General features: G+C 54.3%; 31 protein-coding genes and 1 pseudogene. All 32 read right to left on the bottom strand.

What is annotated here, in order from left to right; genetic code table 11:
• Positions 1 to 9: 9 nt before the first annotated feature.
• Positions 10 to 552, bottom strand: a pseudogene (gene rplQ, locus AC3DKS_RS12375) (50S ribosomal protein L17); the annotation flags it as partial.
• Between the two features lie 42 nt (positions 553 to 594).
• Entirely contained in the window at positions 595 to 1587 is a 993-nt protein-coding gene (locus AC3DKS_RS12370; RefSeq protein ID WP_041327044.1) for a DNA-directed RNA polymerase subunit alpha, read from the bottom strand.
• 19 nt (positions 1588 to 1606) lie between these two features.
• Complete coding sequence (rpsD, locus tag AC3DKS_RS12365; RefSeq protein ID WP_015753976.1) at positions 1607 to 2212, bottom strand: 30S ribosomal protein S4; 606 nt, start codon at positions 2210 to 2212, stop codon at positions 1607 to 1609.
• 103 nt (positions 2213 to 2315) lie between these two features.
• Positions 2316 to 2726: a 30S ribosomal protein S11 gene (rpsK, locus tag AC3DKS_RS12360; RefSeq protein WP_015753975.1), complete on the bottom strand. Its 411-nt coding sequence runs from the start codon at positions 2724 to 2726 to the stop codon at positions 2316 to 2318.
• A 9-nt stretch (positions 2727 to 2735) separates the two neighbouring features.
• A complete protein-coding gene (gene rpsM / locus AC3DKS_RS12355; RefSeq protein ID WP_015753974.1) occupies positions 2736 to 3110 on the bottom strand; it encodes a 30S ribosomal protein S13 in 375 nt (124 codons plus the stop codon).
• 2 nt (positions 3111 to 3112) lie between these two features.
• Positions 3113 to 3229: a type B 50S ribosomal protein L36 gene (ykgO, locus tag AC3DKS_RS12350; RefSeq protein WP_013621733.1), complete on the bottom strand. Its 117-nt coding sequence runs from the start codon at positions 3227 to 3229 to the stop codon at positions 3113 to 3115.
• Between the two features lie 13 nt (positions 3230 to 3242).
• Entirely contained in the window at positions 3243 to 3458 is a 216-nt protein-coding gene (infA, locus tag AC3DKS_RS12345; protein ID WP_015753973.1) for a translation initiation factor IF-1, read from the bottom strand.
• 3 nt (positions 3459 to 3461) lie between these two features.
• Positions 3462 to 4802: a preprotein translocase subunit SecY gene (gene secY / locus AC3DKS_RS12340; protein WP_015753972.1), complete on the bottom strand. Its 1341-nt coding sequence runs from the start codon at positions 4800 to 4802 to the stop codon at positions 3462 to 3464.
• Positions 4803 to 4813: 11 nt separating this feature from the next.
• The gene (gene rplO / locus AC3DKS_RS12335; RefSeq protein ID WP_015753971.1) at positions 4814 to 5266 is read right to left on the bottom strand and encodes a 50S ribosomal protein L15; all 453 of its coding nucleotides are present in this window, start codon (positions 5264 to 5266) and stop codon (positions 4814 to 4816) included.
• A 12-nt stretch (positions 5267 to 5278) separates the two neighbouring features.
• Complete coding sequence (gene rpmD / locus AC3DKS_RS12330) at positions 5279 to 5458, bottom strand: 50S ribosomal protein L30 (protein ID WP_015753970.1); 180 nt, start codon at positions 5456 to 5458, stop codon at positions 5279 to 5281.
• An 11-nt stretch (positions 5459 to 5469) separates the two neighbouring features.
• The gene (gene rpsE / locus AC3DKS_RS12325; RefSeq protein WP_015753969.1) at positions 5470 to 5994 is read right to left on the bottom strand and encodes a 30S ribosomal protein S5; all 525 of its coding nucleotides are present in this window, start codon (positions 5992 to 5994) and stop codon (positions 5470 to 5472) included.
• Between the two features lie 9 nt (positions 5995 to 6003).
• Positions 6004 to 6360 (bottom strand): 50S ribosomal protein L18, encoded by a 357-nt coding sequence (rplR, locus tag AC3DKS_RS12320; protein ID WP_041327042.1) that lies wholly within the window; start codon positions 6358 to 6360, stop codon positions 6004 to 6006.
• An 11-nt stretch (positions 6361 to 6371) separates the two neighbouring features.
• The gene (gene rplF, locus AC3DKS_RS12315) at positions 6372 to 6917 is read right to left on the bottom strand and encodes a 50S ribosomal protein L6 (RefSeq protein ID WP_041327041.1); all 546 of its coding nucleotides are present in this window, start codon (positions 6915 to 6917) and stop codon (positions 6372 to 6374) included.
• A gap of 23 nt (positions 6918 to 6940) precedes the next feature.
• Entirely contained in the window at positions 6941 to 7339 is a 399-nt protein-coding gene (gene rpsH / locus AC3DKS_RS12310; RefSeq protein ID WP_041327040.1) for a 30S ribosomal protein S8, read from the bottom strand.
• Between the two features lie 22 nt (positions 7340 to 7361).
• Positions 7362 to 7631 (bottom strand): 30S ribosomal protein S14, encoded by a 270-nt coding sequence (gene rpsN, locus AC3DKS_RS12305; protein WP_041327039.1) that lies wholly within the window; start codon positions 7629 to 7631, stop codon positions 7362 to 7364.
• 1 nt (position 7632) lies between these two features.
• Positions 7633 to 8184: a 50S ribosomal protein L5 gene (gene rplE, locus AC3DKS_RS12300; RefSeq protein ID WP_015753964.1), complete on the bottom strand. Its 552-nt coding sequence runs from the start codon at positions 8182 to 8184 to the stop codon at positions 7633 to 7635.
• Positions 8185 to 8186: 2 nt separating this feature from the next.
• The gene (rplX, locus tag AC3DKS_RS12295) at positions 8187 to 8498 is read right to left on the bottom strand and encodes a 50S ribosomal protein L24 (protein WP_015753963.1); all 312 of its coding nucleotides are present in this window, start codon (positions 8496 to 8498) and stop codon (positions 8187 to 8189) included.
• Positions 8499 to 8511: 13 nt separating this feature from the next.
• The gene (gene rplN / locus AC3DKS_RS12290; protein WP_015753962.1) at positions 8512 to 8880 is read right to left on the bottom strand and encodes a 50S ribosomal protein L14; all 369 of its coding nucleotides are present in this window, start codon (positions 8878 to 8880) and stop codon (positions 8512 to 8514) included.
• A gap of 2 nt (positions 8881 to 8882) precedes the next feature.
• Positions 8883 to 9140, bottom strand: coding sequence for a 30S ribosomal protein S17 (rpsQ, locus tag AC3DKS_RS12285; protein WP_041327038.1), 258 nt, complete (start codon positions 9138 to 9140; stop codon positions 8883 to 8885).
• A 13-nt stretch (positions 9141 to 9153) separates the two neighbouring features.
• Positions 9154 to 9345, bottom strand: a complete 192-nt coding sequence (rpmC, locus tag AC3DKS_RS12280; RefSeq protein WP_041327564.1) for a 50S ribosomal protein L29 — start codon at positions 9343 to 9345, stop codon at positions 9154 to 9156.
• 12 nt (positions 9346 to 9357) lie between these two features.
• A complete protein-coding gene (gene rplP / locus AC3DKS_RS12275; protein ID WP_041327036.1) occupies positions 9358 to 9780 on the bottom strand; it encodes a 50S ribosomal protein L16 in 423 nt (140 codons plus the stop codon).
• 19 nt (positions 9781 to 9799) lie between these two features.
• On the bottom strand, positions 9800 to 10510 hold the full coding sequence (gene rpsC, locus AC3DKS_RS12270; RefSeq protein WP_015753958.1) for a 30S ribosomal protein S3: 711 nt from the start codon (positions 10508 to 10510) through the stop codon (positions 9800 to 9802).
• Positions 10511 to 10521: 11 nt separating this feature from the next.
• A complete protein-coding gene (gene rplV / locus AC3DKS_RS12265; protein WP_041327035.1) occupies positions 10522 to 10929 on the bottom strand; it encodes a 50S ribosomal protein L22 in 408 nt (135 codons plus the stop codon).
• A 5-nt stretch (positions 10930 to 10934) separates the two neighbouring features.
• Positions 10935 to 11213: a 30S ribosomal protein S19 gene (rpsS, locus tag AC3DKS_RS12260; RefSeq protein WP_015753956.1), complete on the bottom strand. Its 279-nt coding sequence runs from the start codon at positions 11211 to 11213 to the stop codon at positions 10935 to 10937.
• Between the two features lie 11 nt (positions 11214 to 11224).
• A complete protein-coding gene (rplB, locus tag AC3DKS_RS12255) occupies positions 11225 to 12049 on the bottom strand; it encodes a 50S ribosomal protein L2 (protein ID WP_015753955.1) in 825 nt (274 codons plus the stop codon).
• Positions 12050 to 12058: 9 nt separating this feature from the next.
• On the bottom strand, positions 12059 to 12349 hold the full coding sequence (gene rplW, locus AC3DKS_RS12250) for a 50S ribosomal protein L23 (protein WP_041327034.1): 291 nt from the start codon (positions 12347 to 12349) through the stop codon (positions 12059 to 12061).
• A gap of 6 nt (positions 12350 to 12355) precedes the next feature.
• On the bottom strand, positions 12356 to 12985 hold the full coding sequence (gene rplD / locus AC3DKS_RS12245; protein WP_015753953.1) for a 50S ribosomal protein L4: 630 nt from the start codon (positions 12983 to 12985) through the stop codon (positions 12356 to 12358).
• Positions 12985 to 13605, bottom strand: coding sequence for a 50S ribosomal protein L3 (gene rplC / locus AC3DKS_RS12240; protein ID WP_041327033.1), 621 nt, complete (start codon positions 13603 to 13605; stop codon positions 12985 to 12987). Before rplC ends, rplD begins: the two co-directional genes overlap by 1 nt.
• 273 nt (positions 13606 to 13878) lie before the next feature.
• Positions 13879 to 14184, bottom strand: a complete 306-nt coding sequence (gene rpsJ / locus AC3DKS_RS12235) for a 30S ribosomal protein S10 (RefSeq protein ID WP_007094989.1) — start codon at positions 14182 to 14184, stop codon at positions 13879 to 13881.
• Positions 14185 to 14195: 11 nt separating this feature from the next.
• Positions 14196 to 16325, bottom strand: coding sequence for an elongation factor G (gene fusA / locus AC3DKS_RS12230; protein WP_015753951.1), 2130 nt, complete (start codon positions 16323 to 16325; stop codon positions 14196 to 14198).
• Between the two features lie 5 nt (positions 16326 to 16330).
• The gene (gene rpsG / locus AC3DKS_RS12225; RefSeq protein ID WP_041327032.1) at positions 16331 to 16807 is read right to left on the bottom strand and encodes a 30S ribosomal protein S7; all 477 of its coding nucleotides are present in this window, start codon (positions 16805 to 16807) and stop codon (positions 16331 to 16333) included.
• A 22-nt stretch (positions 16808 to 16829) separates the two neighbouring features.
• On the bottom strand, positions 16830 to 17179 hold a 350-nt coding region (rpsL, locus tag AC3DKS_RS12220), incomplete at its 5' end, for a 30S ribosomal protein S12 (protein WP_488072867.1).

The following is a 17179-nucleotide window of genomic DNA, read 5'->3' as shown; positions in this document are numbered from 1 at the left end:
GGCTTTGGCTTCCTGAGCCTCGGGGGCCTTCTCCTCCTTGGCTTCGGCTACCTGCTCTTCAGCGGGCGCCTGCCCGGCTGCCGGTGCCTCTGTGGCGGCGGCAGACCCCTTGGATTTGGATCGGCGGCTGCGGCGCGTAGACTTCTTCTTCGGCTTATCCGCGTTGTAGAGCTCGTTGAAATCCACCAGCTCAATCATCGCCATGTCGGCATTGTCACCCAACCGGTTTCCCAGCTTGATGATGCGGGTGTATCCGCCCGGGCGGTCACCGACCTTTTCGGCTACCGAGCTGAACAGTTCGGATACGGCCTCCTTGCTGCGCAGGTAGCGGAAGGCGATCCGACGGTTGTGCGTACCGAGTTCGGCAGACTGGTTGTTTTCGGCTTTGGACTTGGTGATCAGCGGTTCGATGAACTGCTTGAGCGCCTTGGCCTTAGCAACCGTGGTGTTGATGCGCTTATGTTCGATCAGGGAACATGCCATATTGGCCAGCATCGCCTTGCGGTGCGCTGTTTTCCTTCCCAGGTGGTTGATTTTCTTTCCGTGTCTCATCTTCTATCAATAGTTTCGCTGGCGGCGCGGAACGCTGCCTGCTTAATCCTTATCCAATTTATATTTTGACAGGTCCATGCCAAAGTTCAACCCTTTGTTGATAACCAGTTCCTCGAGTTCGGTCAGTGACTTCTTTCCGAAGTTGCGGAACTTCATCAGGTCGTTCTTGTTGAAGGACACCAGGTCTCCAAGGGTATCCACCTCGGCGGCTTTCAGGCAATTCAGCGCCCGGACGCTCAGGTCCATGTCCACCAGCTTGGTCTTCAGCAATTGCCGCATGTGCAGGGATTCCTCGTCGTAGGTTTCCGTCTGCGCAATCTCGTCGGCTTCCAGGGTGATCCGCTCGTCGGAGAAGAGCATAAAATGGTGGATCAGCACCTTGGCGGCTTCGGTGAGCGCGTCCTTGGGGTGGATGGAACCGTCCGTCAGGATTTCGAAGACCAGCTTCTCGTAGTCGGTCTTCTGCTCCACCCGGTAGTTCTCAATACTGTATTTCACATTCCGGACCGGGGTAAAAATCGAGTCCACGGCAATGCTTCCCAGCGGCGCATTCGATTTCTTGTTCTCCTCGGCGGGAACATATCCGCGACCCTTTTCGATGATGATTTCCATGTTGATACTCACCTTCGGGTCCATGTTGCAGATAACCAGGTCCGGGTTCAGCACCTGGAATCCGGAAATGAATTTTTGGAAATCCCCTGCGGTCAGTTGTTCCTTTCCGCTGACGGAAATTGAGACAGTTTCCTCGTTGACGTCGTCGATCTGACGCTTGAAGCGGATCTGCTTCAGGTTCAGGATGATCTCGGTTACATCTTCCACAACCCCTTCAATCACCGAAAATTCGTGCTCCACCTTGTCGATGCGCACCGAAGTGATCGCAAAACCTTCCAGGGAGGCGAGCAGCACCCTCCTGAGCGCATTCCCGACAGTCAGACCATAACCGGGCTCCAGGGGGCGGAATTCAAACTTCCCCTCGAAGTCGGTCGAGTCTATCATGATAACTTTATCGGGCTTCTGAAAATTAAATAATGCCATAATCGGATCTGTGTGGTTTTTATTTAGAGTATAACTCGACGATCAGCTGTTCCTTGATATTCTCCGGGATCTGGAGACGTTCCGGAACAGCGACGAACGTACCCTCCTTCTTATCGGAATTCCAGCTGATCCACTCGTACACATTGCTGTGGTTGGACAGGGAATCCTCGATGGCCTGGAGGGATTTGGATTTTTCGCGGACCCCAACCACGTCGCCGGCACTCAGGGAGTAAGAAGGAATGTTCACCAGTTCCCCGTTAACGGTAATGTGCCGGTGGGAAACCAATTGCCGGGCTGCCCTCCTGGAGGGGGCGATACCCATACGGTAGACGACATTGTCCAGTCGGGACTCGCAGAGCTGCAGGAGAACCTCACCGGTAACACCTTTGCTCCGGTTGGCCTGGGCGAACAGATTCCGGAACTGGCGTTCCAGGATGCCGTAGGTGTACTTGGCCTTCTGCTTCTCCATCAGCTGGATTGCGTATTCCGACTTCTTACCGCGACGGCGGTTGTTCCCGTGTTGCCCCGGAGGGTAATTCTTTTTCTCGAAGGCCTTGTCGTCTCCGAAGATAGCCTCGCCGAATTTGCGGGCTATTTTTGATTTTGGTCCTGTATATCTTGCCATTTTCAGAAATTTTGAGGATGTGGTTATGAATTAAGGCTTAATCCTTCGATAACCGTAACAACACCCCCAGTGAAAAATTAATTATTGGTGTTTCTTGCTCGTATCAGACTCTGCGTCGCTTGGGCGGGCGGCACCCGTTGTGCGGCAGCGGGGTCACATCGATGATTTCGGTTACCTCGATGCCGTTGTTGTGGATGGTCCGGATGGCAGACTCCCGTCCGTTACCCGGCCCCTTCACGTATACCTTGACCTTGCGCAGGCCGGCTTCGTGGGCCGTCTTGACACACTCCTCGGCAGCCACCTGGGCCGCATAAGGCGTGTTTTTCTTGGAGCCGCGGAATCCCATCTTCCCGGCAGACGCCCAGGAAATCACATCCCCTTTCTTGTTGGTCAGGGAGATGATGATGTTGTTAAAAGAAGCCGTGATATGGGCCTCTCCGGTGGATTCAACCGCCACCTTGCGTTTCTTGGTCGACTTGGCCGCCTTAGCGCCCTTTGATCCTGTCTTTGCCATAATCTGCTATTACTTGGTAGCTTTCTTCTTGTTGGCTACGGTTTTACGCTTTCCTTTACGGGTACGCGAGTTGTTCTTGGTACGCTGGCCCCGGAGCGGCAGTCCCGACCGGTGGCGAATGCCGCGATAACATCCGATATCCATGAGACGCTTGATGTTGATCTGCGTCTCGGAACGGAGTTCCCCTTCAATGGTAAATTCACCTACAGCTTCCCGGATGCGACCGATCTCGTCGTCGCTCCAGTCGGAGACCTTGGTATCCTCGTCCACCTTGGCTTTCTCGAGGATTTCCTTTGCCCTGCTTTTGCCAATACCGAAAATGTAGGTAAGGGCAATCACGCCTCTCTTTTGTTTTGGGATGTCTACCCCTGCGATTCTAGCCATAGTTACCCTTGTCTTTGTTTAAATCTAGGATTCTTCTTGTTGATTACGTACAGTCGCCCTTTGCGCCGTACGATCTTGCATTCGGCGCTGCGTTTCTTTATGGATGCTCTTACTTTCATCTTGTCCGTTTCTTTAGTATCTGTATGTGATTCTGGCTTTGGTCAGGTCGTAGGGGCTCATCTCAAGCTTTACCTTGTCCCCGGGCAGCAATTTGATGTAGTGCATACGCATCTTGCCCGAAATATGAGCCGTCACCACGTGACCGTTCTCCAATTCCACGCGGAACATGGCGTTGGAAAGCGCTTCTATTATCGATCCGTCTTGTTCTATCGGAGCTTGCTTGGCCATATATTATGCTACTTTTCTGTTCTTACCTGTTTTCATCAGGCCGTCGTAATGGCGGTTGAGCAGGTAGGAATTTACCTGTTGCACCGTATCGATAGCCACCCCGACCATGATGAGCAGGGAGGTGCCGCCGTAGAACAGCGCCCAACCGGCCTGCATATCCATCAGCTTCACCACCACCGCCGGCAATACGGCCAGCAGGGCCAGGAATACCGAGCCGGGCAGCGTGATGAGCGACATCACCTTGTCCAGGAAATCGGCGGTTTCCTTTCCGGGGCGGATGCCCGGGATAAAGCCGCCGCTGCGTTTCAGGTCGTCGGCCATTTTATTGGTCGGGACCGTGATTGCGGTATAGAAATACGTAAAGATGATGATCAGCAGGGCAAACAGGATATTGTAATACAATCCGAAAATGTCCTGGAAGTTCACTTCCATCCACTGTCCAACAGCTGTTTCGTTAAACGTGCTTCCGATCAAACCGGGCGCAAACATAATCGCCTGCGCAAAAATGATGGGCATCACCCCGGAAGCATTCAGCTTCAGCGGGATATACTGACGGGAGCCCATAACGTTTTTTTCATATCCCCCGGAGGCGGATCGGCGGGCGTACTGCACCGGGATGCGGCGGGTCGCCATCACCAGCAGCACGCTGGCGAGGATCACCACAAACCAGAGGATCAGTTCCACCAGGATCAGCATCGGGCCGCCGTTGCCGTTAAGGCGGGAGGCCGATTCCTGCAGGAAGGCCTGCGGCAGCGTGGCGATGATCCCGATCATGATCAGCAGGGAAATCCCGTTGCCGATTCCCTTGTCGGTAATCTTTTCACCCAGCCACATGGCAAAGACGCAACCGGTTACCAGGATAACCACGGAAGGCACCATAAAGCTGAGGCCTTTGCCCAGCAGGAATGCGCTGTCCGGAACCCCCAGGGCCCCGAGGCTATAGAGGTAGGTCGGTGCCTGGATAATACAGATGGCGATGGTGAGCCATCGGGTTATCTGGTTTTTGGTCTTCCGGCCGCTTTCGCCTTCCTTATCGAGTTTCTGCAGGTAGGGAATCGCGATCCCCATGAGCTGCACCACGATGGAAGCCGAGATATACGGCATAATCCCCAAGGCAAAAACCGAGGCGTTGGCAAAGGCCCCGCCGGTAAATGCATTCAGGATACCGAGGATGCCCTGCTCCGTATTCGACGACAGTTCGGCCAGCTGGGAGGTGTCGATCCCGGGGAGCACCACCTGGGCCCCGAAACGATACACCAGCAGCAGACCGAGCGTAATCAGGATACGGGACCTGAGCTCTTCGATCTTCCAGATATTCGTTATGATCTCAAAAAATTTCTTCATATCTGGCTCGCTTATAAACTTATTGCCTCACCGCCGGCAGCCTCGATGGCCGCTTTGGCACTGGCCGTAAATTTATGAGCAGTGATTTTCAGGGGGGCCTTCAATTCGCCCCGACCCATAATTTTCACCAGGTCGTTTTTGTGCGCCAGGCGAAGCTCAACGAGGTTATCCACATTGACTTCCTTTTTGATCGTACCGCTGTCCGCCAATTCCTGGAGGGTGTCCAGGTTGATGCCGCGGTATTCCACGCGGTTCATATTGGTGAAACCGAACTTGGGCACACGGCGCTGAAGCGGCATCTGCCCGCCTTCGAACCCGATCTTCTTGGAATAGCCGGAACGGGACTTGGCCCCTTTGTGGCCCCGGGTGGCTGTACCGCCCTTACCGGAACCCTGGCCGCGACCAACGGTCTTGCCGCCCTTGTGAACAGATCCTTTTGCAGGTTTTAAATTCCCTAAATCCATACTCCCTTTCTTTTAAGCTTCTTCTGTAGAAACCAGGTGTTTTACTTTTTCAATCATTCCGAGGATGCTCGGGGAGGTGGTGTGCTCCACTTCCTGCCCGATACCTCTCAGCCCAAGGGCCTCCAGGGTCCGTTTCTGGTCCTGAGGACGCTTGATGCTGCTCTTTACTTGTCGTACTTTGATCTTAGCCATCTGTCTGCTCCTTATCCGTTGAATACTTTCTCCAGGGAAATGCCGCGCTGCTTGGCAACGGTATTCGCGTCCCGCAATTGCAGCAGGGCGTCGAATGTCGCCTTCACCACGTTGTGCGGGTTGGAAGACCCCTGGGACTTCGACAGTACGTCCTGTACGCCTACGGCTTCGAGTACGGCGCGTACCGCACCCCCGGCAATCACACCGGTACCGTGGGAAGCAGGCTGGATATAGACCCGGGCGCCCCCGTATTTGCCTTTCTGCTCATGCGGAAGGGTTCCCTTGTTCAGGGGGATACGGATCAGGTTCTTCTTGGCATCCTCCACTGCTTTGGCGATGGCCGTGGCCACCTCCTTGGATTTGCCAAGCCCGTGGCCCACTACGCCGTTTTCGTCACCGACCACGACAATTGCAGAAAAGCCGAAGGCCCGTCCACCTTTGGTTACCTTGGTAACCCGTTGTACTCCAACCAGCCGGTCTTTCAGTTCCAGACCGCCCGGCTTAACCGTTTCCACATTTTTGTATTTCCCGTACATAGACTTGTATTAAAATTTTAATCCGCCTTCTCTGGCTCCTTCAGCCAGGGACTTCACCCGGCCGTGATACTGATATCCCCCACGGTCGAAGGCCACTTTCTCGACACCAGCTTCCCTGGCTCTTTCGGCCAGGCTTTTGCCGACAGCGGCGGCGATTTCAGATTTGGTGCCTTTGGCTTTGGCCAGTTCCTTATCCCTGGACGAAGCGGCAACCAGCGTTTTGCCAGTGGTATCGTCGATCACCTGGGCATAGATCTCCTTGTTGCTCCGGAATACCGAAAGGCGCGGGCGCTCTGCGGTACCGAAGGACACCTTGCGGATGCGCCTTCTGATCTTGTTTCTCTTTTCAGACTTAGATAGTCCCATAGTTCGTTGGATTATGCTGATTTACCTGCTTTTCTTCTCAGTTGCTCGCCTTTGAACTTCACCCCTTTGCCTTTGTAGGGCTCCGGCTTGCGGAAGGAGCGGATCTTGGCAGCTACCTGCCCGACGAGTTGTTTGTCGTGGGAGGTGAGCTTGATGGTCGGGTTCTTCCCTTTTTCCGAAGTAGTCTCAATCTTGACCTCCGGCGCCAGGTCCATCACGATATTGTGAGAAAACCCGAGGGCGAGGTCGAGTTTCTGGCCCTGGTTGCTGGCGCGGTATCCAACCCCCACCAGCTCCAGCTCCTTGGTCCACCCTTTGGTAACACCCTGGAGCATGTTGTTGATCAGCGCGCGGTAGAGACCGTGTTTGGCCTTGTCGTCCTTGGTAAAGTTCTCCGGGCGGGATACGATTACCTCGCCATCTTCTACCTTCACCCCGACGTTGCTGAATTCCTGGGTGAGTTCCCCCAGTTTGCCTTTGACGGTCACCACGTTGCCGGAAACTTCCACAGTGGCTCCCTCCGGGATCGGAATCGGGCTTAAACCTATTCTAGACATGCTTCTTAATCTTTATAATTCTATTAATAAACGTAGCACAGCACTTCGCCGCCGACGTTTTCCTGCTGGGCCTGCTTGCTGGTCATTACCCCGTGGGAGGTAGAGACAATGGCAATCCCCAGGCCATTCAGTACCCGCGGCAATTCGCCACTGCCGGCGTACTTCCGCAGTCCCGGCTTGGACATACGTTGGATTTTCCGGATTACCGGCTCCTTGGTCACCTTGTCGTATTTCAGGGCGATCTTGATGGTTCCCTGGGTGTTGTTCTCCTCGAACTTGTAGCTCAGGATGTACCCCTGGTCGAACAGGATCTTGGTGATCTCCCGTTTTAAGTTGGAAGCGGGGATCTCCACCACGCGGTGTCCGGCACGGCTCGCGTTCCGGATGCGGGTCAAATAATCTGAGATAGGATCTGTAAACATCTTCTTTCCTGTATTATATCGGTTACCAACTGGCCTTTTTGACTCCGGGGATCAGTCCCTGGTTTGCCATTTCGCGGAACATGACCCGGGAAATCCCGAAAGTCCGCATATATCCCCTGGGGCGTCCGGTAAGCTTGCAGCGGTTGTGCTGGCGAACCGGAGAGGCATTGCGGGGAAGCTTTTGCAGCGCTTCGTAGTCGCCGGCCTCTTTCAGGGCCTTGCGCTTCTCGGCGTATTTTGCTGCCAGTTTCGCCCTTTTGCGTTCGCGGGCTTTCATTGATTCTTTAGCCATACTAGTTCTTTTTAAAGGGTAACCCCAATTCGCTTAACAGTGATTTCGCTTCCTTGTCCGTTTGTGCCGAAGTCACAAAGGTGATGTCCATCCCGTTGATTCGGTTGATCTTGTCGATGTTGATCTCCGGGAAGATGATCTGCTCGGTAATCCCCAGGTTGTAATTCCCGCGACCGTCAAAGCCGGTGGCGCGGATCCCCTGGAAATCGCGTACCCGGGGCAGCGCGGTAGTTACCAGCCGGTCGAGGAACTCGTACATCCGCTCGCCCCGGAGGGTAACCTTGGCCCCGATGGGCATGCCCTTCCGCAGCTTAAAGGCCGCAACGTCCTTTTTAGAGACGGTGGAAACGGCTTTCTGACCCGTGATCATCGTGAGTTCGTCCACGGCGTGGTCGATCAGCTTCTTATCGGCAACTGCGGCTCCGACGCCACGGCTAACGACAATCTTCTGGAGCCTGGGAACTTCCATGATGTTCTTGTACCCGAACTCTTCCTCGAGCGCCTTGATCACGCGCTCTTTATATTCCTGTTTTAATCTTGGTACGTAGGCCATAACTAAATAACTTCATTGGATTTTTTCGCCACCCGTACCTTGCTCCCGTCGCGCATTTCATAGCCTACCCGGGTGGTATCCCCGGATTTGGCGTCGATCAGCGACAGGTTGGAAATATGGATGGGCGCTTCCTTTTCCACAATCCCTCCCTGGGGGTTGCTGGCACTCGGCTTCTCGTGTTTGGACACCGTGTTCACGCCTTCCACGATCGCTTTGTTCTTCTCGCGGATAATGCGCACCACCTTGCCTTCGCTCCCTTTGTGGTCGCCGGCAATTACGCGAACGGTATCACCTGATTTGATCTTGAACTTCATCTCGTTGTCTTATTTAGAGTACCTCGGGGGCCAAGGAAACGATTTTCATAAATTGTCTGTCACGCAGTTCCCGCGCCACCGGCCCGAACACGCGGGTGCCCCGCATCTCCCCGGTGGGGTTCAGCAGCACACAGGCGTTGTCGTCGAAACGGATGTAGGATCCGTCCGGGCGACGAACTTCCTTGGTCGTACGAACGACCACGGCCGTTGAAACAGCTCCTTTTTTGATGGTTCCGTTGGGAGTCGCCTCCTTGACGGTTACCACGATTTTGTCGCCCAGGGAGGCGTACCGCCTTTTGGTACCTCCCAACACGCGGATGGTCAATACTTCTTTGGCCCCGGTGTTATCTGCTACTTTGAGTCTTGATTCCTGCTGTAACATAATTATTTGGCTCTTTCAAGGATTTCTACGAGTCTCCAACACTTGGTCTTGCTAAGCGGGCGGGTTTCCATGATCTTCACGGTATCGCCGATGTTGCAATCGTTGCTTTCGTCGTGGGCTACATATTTTTTTGTCCGCAGTACGAACTTCCCGTACATCGGGTGCTTTACCCGCTTGACCTCGGAAACCACGATGGACTTCTCCATCCGGTTGCTGGTCACCACGCCAATACGTTCTTTTCTAAGATTTCTATTTTCCATAAAGCAACACCAATTATTGGTTTTCCCTTTTTGTTAATTCAGTCGCCAGTCGCGCAACGGTCCTCCGGGCCGTTTTGATCTGAAGCGGATTCTCAAGCGGCGTAACGGCGTGTGCCATTTTCAGTTCGTCGTACTGCTTCTTGAAATCGGCCATCTTCTCTTTCAGCTCCTCTACGGACAGCTCTTTTATCTCTGCTTGTTTCATGATTCGGTCCAATTAAGAGGGATCGTAATCCCTGGCCACTATAAATTTTGTCTTCACCGGCAGTTTCTGGGCGGCCAGGCGCAAAGCTTCCTGGGCGACATCGATCGGCACACCGGCTACTTCGAACATGATCCGGCCCGGTTTCACAACCGCTACCCAGTATTCCGGGGCTCCCTTACCTTTACCCATCCGAACCTCGAGGGGTTTCTTGGTGATGGGCTTGTCCGGGAATATTTTAATCCAGAGTTGTCCCTGGCGCTTCATGTAACGGGTGGCTGCAATACGCGCCGCCTCAATTTGCCGGGAGGTAATAAAGCTGGAATCCAGGGATTTGATCCCGAACATCCCATTGGAGAGCTGGTGGCCCCGCTGCGATATACCTTTCATTCGGCCTTTCTGGGCCTTCCGAAACTTGGTTCTTTTTGGCTGTAACATGTTCTTTAAGCTTCTTTATTTATTTTCTGCGACGCTTCTTGCCGTCCTGTTTTCCGGACTTGCTGCCTCCTTTGGACATACCTACCAGGGGCGACAACTCGCGCTTGCCGTATACTTCTCCCTTCATGATCCACACCTTCACGCCCAGCCGGCCGTAGGTGGTGTGCGCTTCGTGCAGGGCGTAGTCGATGTCCGCACGGAAGGTGGACAACGGGATACGACCGTCCTTATAACTTTCGCTCCGGGCCATTTCGGCGCCGTTCAGGCGGCCGGAAATCTGGATCTTGATCCCTTCGGCATTCATCCGCATGGCAGCGGCGATAGCCATCTTGATCGCACGGCGATAGGAAATACGACTCTCGATCTGCCGGGCAATGCTCGCGGCAACCAAATTCGCGTCCAGTTCGGGGCGCTTGATCTCAAAAATATTGATCTGTACCTCCTTGTCGGTGATCTTTTTGAGCTCCTCCTTCAGTTTGTCCACTTCCTGGCCGCCTTTCCCGATGATGATACCCGGGCGGGCAGTGGTAATGGTAACGGTGATCAGCTTCAGGGTCCGCTCGATGATGACGCGGGAAACACTGGCTTTTGCCAGACGGGCGTGGATATACTTGCGGATTTTATCGTCCTCGGCCAGTTTATCGCCGTAGTCGTTACCTCCGTACCAGTTGGATTCCCAGCCCCGGATGATTCCCAGGCGATTCCCTATCGGATTCGTTTTTTGTCCCATACTATCTTATGCTAGCTTTCTGCGTTATTTCTGGCTCCCAATACCAAAGTCACATGGTTGGAACGCTTTCTGATTCTGTGTGCGCGTCCTTGCGGGGCGGGGCGCAGGCGCTTGAGCATGCGGCCGCCGTCTACGCGGATTTCCTGTACAAAAAGGTCTGCGTTCTCGATATCCGCATCCTCGTTTTTAGCCTGCCAGTTGGCAATGGCCGAAAGCAGCAGCTTCTCGAGCCGCCGGGAGGCCTCCTTGGTACTGTAGCGCAGGATTGCCAGGGCCTTCTCAACTTCTTCGCCCCTCACCTGGTCGGCGACCAGACGCATCTTGCGGGGAGAGGTCGGGCAGTTGTTCAGCTTGGCGAATGCCAAGTGTTTTTTCTCCTCTTTGATCCTCTCGGCCATCTGTTTTTTACGAACACCCATAGCGCTTATTTTTTACCTTTATTTTTTGCTCCGGCATGCCCCCGGAAGGAACGCGTGGGAGAAAATTCACCCAGTTTGTGTCCTACCATGTTCTCGGTGACATATACCGGGACGAATTGCCGGCCGTTGTGTACGGCGATGGTCTGCCCCACGAAATCCGGGGTGATCATCGAAGCCCGCGACCAGGTCTTGATTACGGTCTTCTTGCCGGAATCCACGTTTTGCTGAACCTTTTTATCCAGGCTGTAATGAACGTATGGTCCTTTTTTTAGGGAACGTGCCATTTCTTACTGTTTTATTTCTTTCTGCGTTCTACAATATACCGGTTGCTGTCCTTGGTCCGGGAACGGGTGCGGTACCCTTTGGCAGGTACGCCGTTACGCGACCTCGGGTGGCCTCCGGATGCACGGCCTTCCCCACCACCCATCGGGTGATCCACCGGGTTCATAGCTACCGGACGGGTCCGGGGACGGCGTCCGAGCCAACGACTGCGGCCGGCCTTACCGGAAACGAGCAGCTGGTGGTCCGAATTGGACACGGCGCCGATGGTTGCCAGGCAGTTGGCCAGGATCATCCGGGTTTCGCCGGAAGGCAGCTTGATGGTGGCATACTTGCCTTCACGGGCCATCAGCTGGGCAAAGGTCCCGGCACTCCGCGCCATCACCGCTCCCTGTCCGGGGCGCAGCTCGATGCAGGAGATAATGGTACCCAGGGGAACCTCAGCCAGGGGCATGGCATTCCCGATTTCAGGAGCCGAACCGGCACCTGAGCGGATCTTTTGCCCTACCTGCATGCCATTCTGGGCAATCACGTAACGCTTTTCGCCGTCGGTGTATTCCACCAGGGCGATAAATGCAGAACGGTTCGGGTCGTACTGAATCGACTTTACTTCGGCGGCAACATCCTGTTTGTCGCGTTTGAAGTCGATTACACGGTACCTTCTCTTGTGCCCACCGCCTTTGTAGCGCATGGTCATCTTTCCTCGACTGTTCCGGCCGCCCGACTTTTTAATCGGGGCGAGCAGGCTCTTCTCCGGCGAATCGGAAGTAAGGGCGTCAAAGCCATTTACTATCTTGAAACGCTGTCCGGGAGTGATCGGTTTTAACTTTCTAACTGACATGCCGTGTCTTTAGAGATTACTGTAAAAATCTATTACGTCACCATCTTCCACATCCACAATGGCCTTCTTATAGGCATTGGTCTTGCCCTGCTGAACACCGGTCTTGGTGTAGCGGGTCTTGCGGGAAGGGCCGTAGTTCATGGTGCGAACCTTCTTGACGGTAACCCCATAGGCTGCCTCCACGGCATCCTTGATCTGCAGCTTGTTGGCCGCCGGGTTTACGATAAACCCGTAGCGGTTGTACAACTCGCTGTCGGAGGTCATTTTTTCGGTAATGATCGGCTTAATCAACACACTCATGATTTCCTACTTATTTAAATTTGCCGCAATTCCTTCCAGAGCTCCTTCGGTCAGGACGACATTGTTGGCGTTCATAATTTTGTAAGTGCTTAATTCAGTGTTAGTTACAACTTCAGCACCCTTAAAATTACGCGACGACAAATATACGCTATTATTTTGTTCACCCAACACTATCAGGGACTTTTTGTCCTCCAGCCCGAGGGCCTTCAGTACGTCGATAAAGTCCCGCGTCTTCGGCGTATCGAATGAAAAGTCTTCCACCACGGTGATGGCGTTGGCCTGGCTTTTGAGGCTCAGGGCCGACTTGCGAGCCAGCCGCTTTACGTTCTTATTGAGCTTCTGGGTGTAGTCCTTGGGACGCGGCCCGAAGATCCGGCCACCCCCGCGGAAGATGGGCGACTTGATGCTGCCCGCCCGGGCGGTACCCGTACCTTTTTGTTTCTTGATCTTGCGGGTACTCCCTGCAATCTCAGCGCGTTCCTTGGCCTTGTGGGTACCCTGCCGCTGGTGGGCCAGGTACTGCTTCACATCCAGGTAAATGGCGTGCTCGTTCGGTTCTATCTTGAAGACGTCGTCCGCAAGCTCCGCTTTGCGCCCGGTCTCTTTTCCCTTGATATCTAAAACTGCTACCTTCATTACTTCTCGATGGTTATGTATGCGTTCTTATGGCCCGGAACCGCTCCCTTGAGTACCAGGAGGTTCTTTTCCGGGACGACTTTCAGCACGCGGAGGTTCTGGACGGTGACGCGCTGGTTGCCCATCTGCCCGGCCATCTTCATACCTTTGAATACGCGCGAAGGGTCCGATGCAGCCCCGATGGAACCCGGAGCCCGCAGGCGGTTGTGCTGACCGTGCGTAGACTGGCCGACACCGCCGAATCCGTGGCGTTTTACCACTCCCTGGAAACCTTTTCCCTTGGAGATACCGTTGACGTCCACAAACTCGCCTTCCTTAAACAATTCAACATTAATGGTGTCCCCCAGTTTGAAAGCTCCCTCTTCGAAATAGCGGAATTCGACAACCTTCTTTTTAGGCGCAGTGCCTGCCTTCTTGAAATGGCCGTTCTCGGCCTTGTTGGCACGCTTGTCTGCCTTGTCATCGAAACCGAGCTGAAGGGCATTGTACCCGTCTACTTCCTCGGTTCTGACTTGGGTGACGACACAGGGTCCCGCTTCGATGACGGTACAGGGGATATTCTTCCCATTCTCGTCAAAGATGCTGGTCATGCCGACTTTTCTTCCGATTAACCCAGACATACTTAATTGATTTAAGTTGGGGCTCTGGCCTTGGATTCCGGCCCCTGAGGGGACCCGAACCGGGCCATCCTCCCGGTTATTACTGATTTACAAATTCATTCTCAACTTTCCGACAAAAAAACAGGGCCAAAAATAATCCGACCCCGAATGTATTTTTGTTTCCGTTTTTCCTTCGCTTACAGCTCCGGACATGTCGTGGGAGGACGCACCCCCCGGCTTTTCAATGGGCTGCCACCACCCTCCCGGGCCTGGCAACCGGTTTGCCTGACAGCGTCAGACCTTGATCTCCACCTCGACCCCGCTGGGAAGCTCAAGCTTCATCAGGGCATCGATGGTCTTGGAGGAGGAGCTGTAAATATCCAGCAGCCGCTTGTACGAACTCAGCTGGAACTGCTCCCGGGATTTTTTATTCACGTGGGGCGAACGCAACACGGTGAATATCTTCTTATGCGTCGGCAACGGAATGGGTCCGGTAACCACCGCTCCGGTCGTCTTGACCGTCTTGACGATCTTCTCGGCAGACTTGTCTACCAGGTTGTGATCGTATGATTTCAATTTGATTCTGATTTTCTGACTCATCACTTCCGGAATTAGGCGGTTACACCTTTGGTTGCTTTAATCACTTCTTCGGCAATGTTCGACGGGGTCTCCGCGTAGTGGGAGAATTCCATGGTCGAAGTTGCACGGCCCGAGGAAAGGGTCCGCAGCGAGGTGACGTATCCGAACATCTCGGACAACGGCACATCGGCCTTGATCACTTTGGATCCGGCGCGGTCGGACATGTTGTTCACCTGTCCGCGACGGCGGTTCAGGTCTCCTACAATGTCCCCCATATTCTCTTCCGGGGTGAGCACCTCCAGCTTCATGATCGGCTCCATGATGATCGGACGGCACGCCTTGGCAGCGGCCTTGTAGCCGAGCTTGGCAGCCAGCTCAAAGGAGAGGGAATCCGAATCCACCGGGTGGAAGGAACCGTCCTTGAGGGTGATCTTCATACTGTCCATTTCAAAACCGGCCAGCGGCCCGTTTTTCATGGCTTCCTTGAAGCCTTTTTCGACGGAAGGGATATATTCCTTAGGGATGTTACCCCCCTTGATCTCGTTGACAAAGGTCAGGCCCTGGTCCTCCTCACTGTCGGCCGGGGCCATCGTGAAGACGATATCGGCAAACTTACCGCGTCCACCCGTCTGCTTCTTGTAAACTTCCCGGTGGTTGGCTTCCTGGGTAAGGGCTTCCTTGTATTCTACCTGCGGCTGACCCTGGTTTACCTCCACCTTGAACTCCCTGCGGAGCCGGTCGACGATAATGTCCAGGTGCAGCTCGCCCATACCCGAGATAATGGTCTGTCCGCTCGCCTCGTCCGTCTTGACCTGGAAAGTCGGGTCTTCCTCCGCCAGCTTGGCGAGGGCCATCCCGAGCTTGTCTACGTCGGCCTTGGTTTTGGGCTCCACGGCGATACCGATTACCGGATCGGGGAAATTCATGCTTTCCAGCACGATCGGGTGCTTCTCGTCGCAGAGGGTATCACCCGTTTTAATATCCTTGAACCCAACTGCTGCGCCGATATCCCCGGCCGCAATCGATTCGATGGCATTTTGTTTGTTGGAGTGCATTTGATAGATCCGCGAGATCCGCTCCTTGTTACCCGAACGCGTGTTCAGTACATAGGAGCCCGCATCCAGTTTCCCGGAATAGCAGCGGAAGAATGCCAGGCGGCCCACAAACGGGTCCGTGGCAATTTTAAATGCCAGGGCCGAGAAAGGCGCGGTAGGATCCGGCTTCCGTTTGGCCGGCTCTTCCGTATCGGGGTTCACTCCTTCAATCGCATCCTTGTCCAGGGGCGAAGGCAGGTAGCGGCACACGGCGTCCAGCAAAAACTGAACTCCTTTATTCTTGAAGGCGGAGCCACAGATCATCGGGATGATGCTCATGTCCATCACCGCAGCCCGAAGGGCGGCGTGAACTTCCGCTTCCGTGATGGAATCCTCGTCCTCAAAGAACTTCTCCATCAGATTTTCGTCGTATTCCGCAACGGCCTCAATCAGCTCGGCGCGGTATTTTTTCACTTCCTCCTCCATATCGGCGGGAATGTCGATCTCCTCGAAGGTAGACCCCATGTTTTCCTCGCTCCAGATGATGGCGCGGTTTTTCACCAGGTCCACAATCCCCCGGAAATCCGCCTCGTCCCCGATAGGCAATACGATGGGCACGGCATTGGATTTCAGCATGTCGCGCACCTGCTGGCATACAGCCAGGAAATTGGAACCCTGGCGGTCCATTTTGTTGACAAACCCCATCCGCGGTACCTTGTAGTTGTCCGCCAGACGCCAGTTGGTCTCAGACTGGGGTTCCACGCCGTCCACGGCACTAAAGAGGAATACCAGTCCGTCGAGCACCCGCAGGGAACGGTTTACCTCCACGGTAAAGTCCACGTGGCCGGGGGTGTCGATGATATTAAAGTGGTAAGGCTTGGTATTGTCGGTCGGCTGCCCGTTTTCGAGCGGGAACTGCCAGGTACAGGTGGTAGCCGCGGAGGTAATTGTAATCCCTCGCTCCTGCTCCTGCTCCATCCAGTCCATGGTAGCCGCCCCGTCGTGAACCTCCCCGATCTTGTGGCTTACGCCTGTGTAAAAGAGGATGCGTTCCGTCGTGGTGGTTTTCCCGGCATCGATGTGAGCCGCAATACCAATATTCCTTGTAAATTTTAAGTCTCTCGCCATTATCTTTAGAATCTAAAGTGAGAAAATGCTTTATTCGCTTCGGCCATTTTGTGCGTATCCACGCGCTTTTTAACGGCCGCGCCCTCTTCCTTCGCCGCAGCAAGCACCTCGGCAGCCAGTTTCTGGGCCATGGATTTTTCGTTCCGTTTCCGCGAAAAGCTGATCAGCCATTTCATCGCGGTGGAAATCTTGCGATCCGGGCGGATCTGCATCGGGATCTGGAAAGTGGCACCACCGACACGACGGCTGCGCACTTCCACGTGGGGCATAATATTGGAAAGGGCTTCCTTCCAGAGCTCCAGGGCATTTTTCTCTTCGTCCGTCTTCTTTTCCTCGACGATATCCATGGCGTCGTAGAAAATCCGGAATGCGACGGATTTCTTCCCGTCCCACATCATCATATTCACAAAACGCGTCACCAGCTGGTCGTTATACCTCGGGTCTGGCAACAGCGGTCTTTTTTTTGCCTGTCTTTTTCTCATTGCTTCTGATTAATGTGGTGAATTACTTTTTGGGGCGTTTGGCTCCATACTTGCTCCGGCGCTGGGTCCGTCCGGCTACGCCGGCGGTATCCAATGCCCCGCGCACAATATGGTATCTGACACCCGGTAAGTCCTTCACACGTCCGCCTCTAACCAATACTATCGAGTGCTCCTGGAGGTTGTGACCTTCGCCGGGGATGTATGCGTTGACCTCCTTACCGTTGGTAAGCCGCACCCGGGCAACCTTCCGCATGGCGGAATTCGGCTTTTTGGGCGTGGTGGTGTAAACGCGCGTACAGACCCCTCTGCGTTGCGGGCACGAATCCAAAGCAGCCGATTTACTCTTCTTGGTAATTGTGGCCCTTCCTTTTC

It is taken from the genome of Robiginitalea sp. (assembly GCF_982776155.1).
Note: the sequence above shows the minus strand (reverse complement) of the source record. Positions and strands in the feature narration are given on the sequence as shown.

What these genes read in the sequence shown, in the direction of transcription:
- rpsK (WP_015753975.1), bottom strand. Translation starts at nt 2,726, where the DNA reads ATGGCAAAGACAGGATCAAAGGGCGCTAAGGCGGCCAAGTCGACCAAG.
- rpsN (WP_041327039.1), bottom strand. Translation starts at nt 7,631, where the DNA reads ATGGCTAAAGAATCAATGAAAGCCCGCGAACGCAAAAGGGCGAAACTG.
- rpsG (WP_041327032.1), bottom strand. Translation starts at nt 16,807, where the DNA reads ATGAGAAAAAGACAGGCAAAAAAAAGACCGCTGTTGCCAGACCCGAGG.
- rpsD (WP_015753976.1), bottom strand. Translation starts at nt 2,212, where the DNA reads ATGGCAAGATATACAGGACCAAAATCAAAAATAGCCCGCAAATTCGGC.
- rplD (WP_015753953.1), bottom strand. Translation starts at nt 12,985, where the DNA reads ATGAAGGTAGCAGTTTTAGATATCAAGGGAAAAGAGACCGGGCGCAAA.
- rpsE (WP_015753969.1), bottom strand. Translation starts at nt 5,994, where the DNA reads ATGTACGGGAAATACAAAAATGTGGAAACGGTTAAGCCGGGCGGTCTG.
- rpsM (WP_015753974.1), bottom strand. Translation starts at nt 3,110, where the DNA reads ATGGCTAGAATCGCAGGGGTAGACATCCCAAAACAAAAGAGAGGCGTG.
- AC3DKS_RS12370 (WP_041327044.1), bottom strand. Translation starts at nt 1,587, where the DNA reads ATGGCATTATTTAATTTTCAGAAGCCCGATAAAGTTATCATGATAGAC.
- rpsS (WP_015753956.1), bottom strand. Translation starts at nt 11,213, where the DNA reads ATGGCACGTTCCCTAAAAAAAGGACCATACGTTCATTACAGCCTGGAT.
- rplF (WP_041327041.1), bottom strand. Translation starts at nt 6,917, where the DNA reads ATGTCTAGAATAGGTTTAAGCCCGATTCCGATCCCGGAGGGAGCCACT.
- rpsH (WP_041327040.1), bottom strand. Translation starts at nt 7,339, where the DNA reads ATGTTTACAGATCCTATCTCAGATTATTTGACCCGCATCCGGAACGCG.
- ykgO (WP_013621733.1), bottom strand. Translation starts at nt 3,229, where the DNA reads ATGAAAGTAAGAGCATCCATAAAGAAACGCAGCGCCGAATGCAAGATC.
- rplB (WP_015753955.1), bottom strand. Translation starts at nt 12,049, where the DNA reads ATGTCAGTTAGAAAGTTAAAACCGATCACTCCCGGACAGCGTTTCAAG.
- rpsJ (WP_007094989.1), bottom strand. Translation starts at nt 14,184, where the DNA reads ATGAGTCAGAAAATCAGAATCAAATTGAAATCATACGATCACAACCTG.
- rplR (WP_041327042.1), bottom strand. Translation starts at nt 6,360, where the DNA reads ATGGGACTATCTAAGTCTGAAAAGAGAAACAAGATCAGAAGGCGCATC.
- rplX (WP_015753963.1), bottom strand. Translation starts at nt 8,498, where the DNA reads ATGAAGTTCAAGATCAAATCAGGTGATACCGTTCGCGTAATTGCCGGC.
- rpmC (WP_041327564.1), bottom strand. Translation starts at nt 9,345, where the DNA reads ATGAAACAAGCAGAGATAAAAGAGCTGTCCGTAGAGGAGCTGAAAGAG.
- rplV (WP_041327035.1), bottom strand. Translation starts at nt 10,929, where the DNA reads ATGGGTGTTCGTAAAAAACAGATGGCCGAGAGGATCAAAGAGGAGAAA.
- rpmD (WP_015753970.1), bottom strand. Translation starts at nt 5,458, where the DNA reads ATGGCTAAGATCAAAGTACGACAAGTAAAGAGCAGCATCAAGCGTCCT.
- fusA (WP_015753951.1), bottom strand. Translation starts at nt 16,325, where the DNA reads ATGGCGAGAGACTTAAAATTTACAAGGAATATTGGTATTGCGGCTCAC.
- infA (WP_015753973.1), bottom strand. Translation starts at nt 3,458, where the DNA reads ATGGCCAAGCAAGCTCCGATAGAACAAGACGGATCGATAATAGAAGCG.
- rpsC (WP_015753958.1), bottom strand. Translation starts at nt 10,510, where the DNA reads ATGGGACAAAAAACGAATCCGATAGGGAATCGCCTGGGAATCATCCGG.
- rplC (WP_041327033.1), bottom strand. Translation starts at nt 13,605, where the DNA reads ATGTCTGGGTTAATCGGAAGAAAAGTCGGCATGACCAGCATCTTTGAC.
- rplO (WP_015753971.1), bottom strand. Translation starts at nt 5,266, where the DNA reads ATGGATTTAGGGAATTTAAAACCTGCAAAAGGATCTGTTCACAAGGGC.
- rplE (WP_015753964.1), bottom strand. Translation starts at nt 8,184, where the DNA reads ATGGCCTACGTACCAAGATTAAAACAGGAATATAAAGAGCGCGTGATC.
- rplN (WP_015753962.1), bottom strand. Translation starts at nt 8,880, where the DNA reads ATGTTACAGCAGGAATCAAGACTCAAAGTAGCAGATAACACCGGGGCC.
- secY (WP_015753972.1), bottom strand. Translation starts at nt 4,802, where the DNA reads ATGAAGAAATTTTTTGAGATCATAACGAATATCTGGAAGATCGAAGAG.
- rpsQ (WP_041327038.1), bottom strand. Translation starts at nt 9,140, where the DNA reads ATGGAAAATAGAAATCTTAGAAAAGAACGTATTGGCGTGGTGACCAGC.
- rplW (WP_041327034.1), bottom strand. Translation starts at nt 12,349, where the DNA reads ATGAGTGTGTTGATTAAGCCGATCATTACCGAAAAAATGACCTCCGAC.
- rplP (WP_041327036.1), bottom strand. Translation starts at nt 9,780, where the DNA reads ATGTTACAGCCAAAAAGAACCAAGTTTCGGAAGGCCCAGAAAGGCCGA.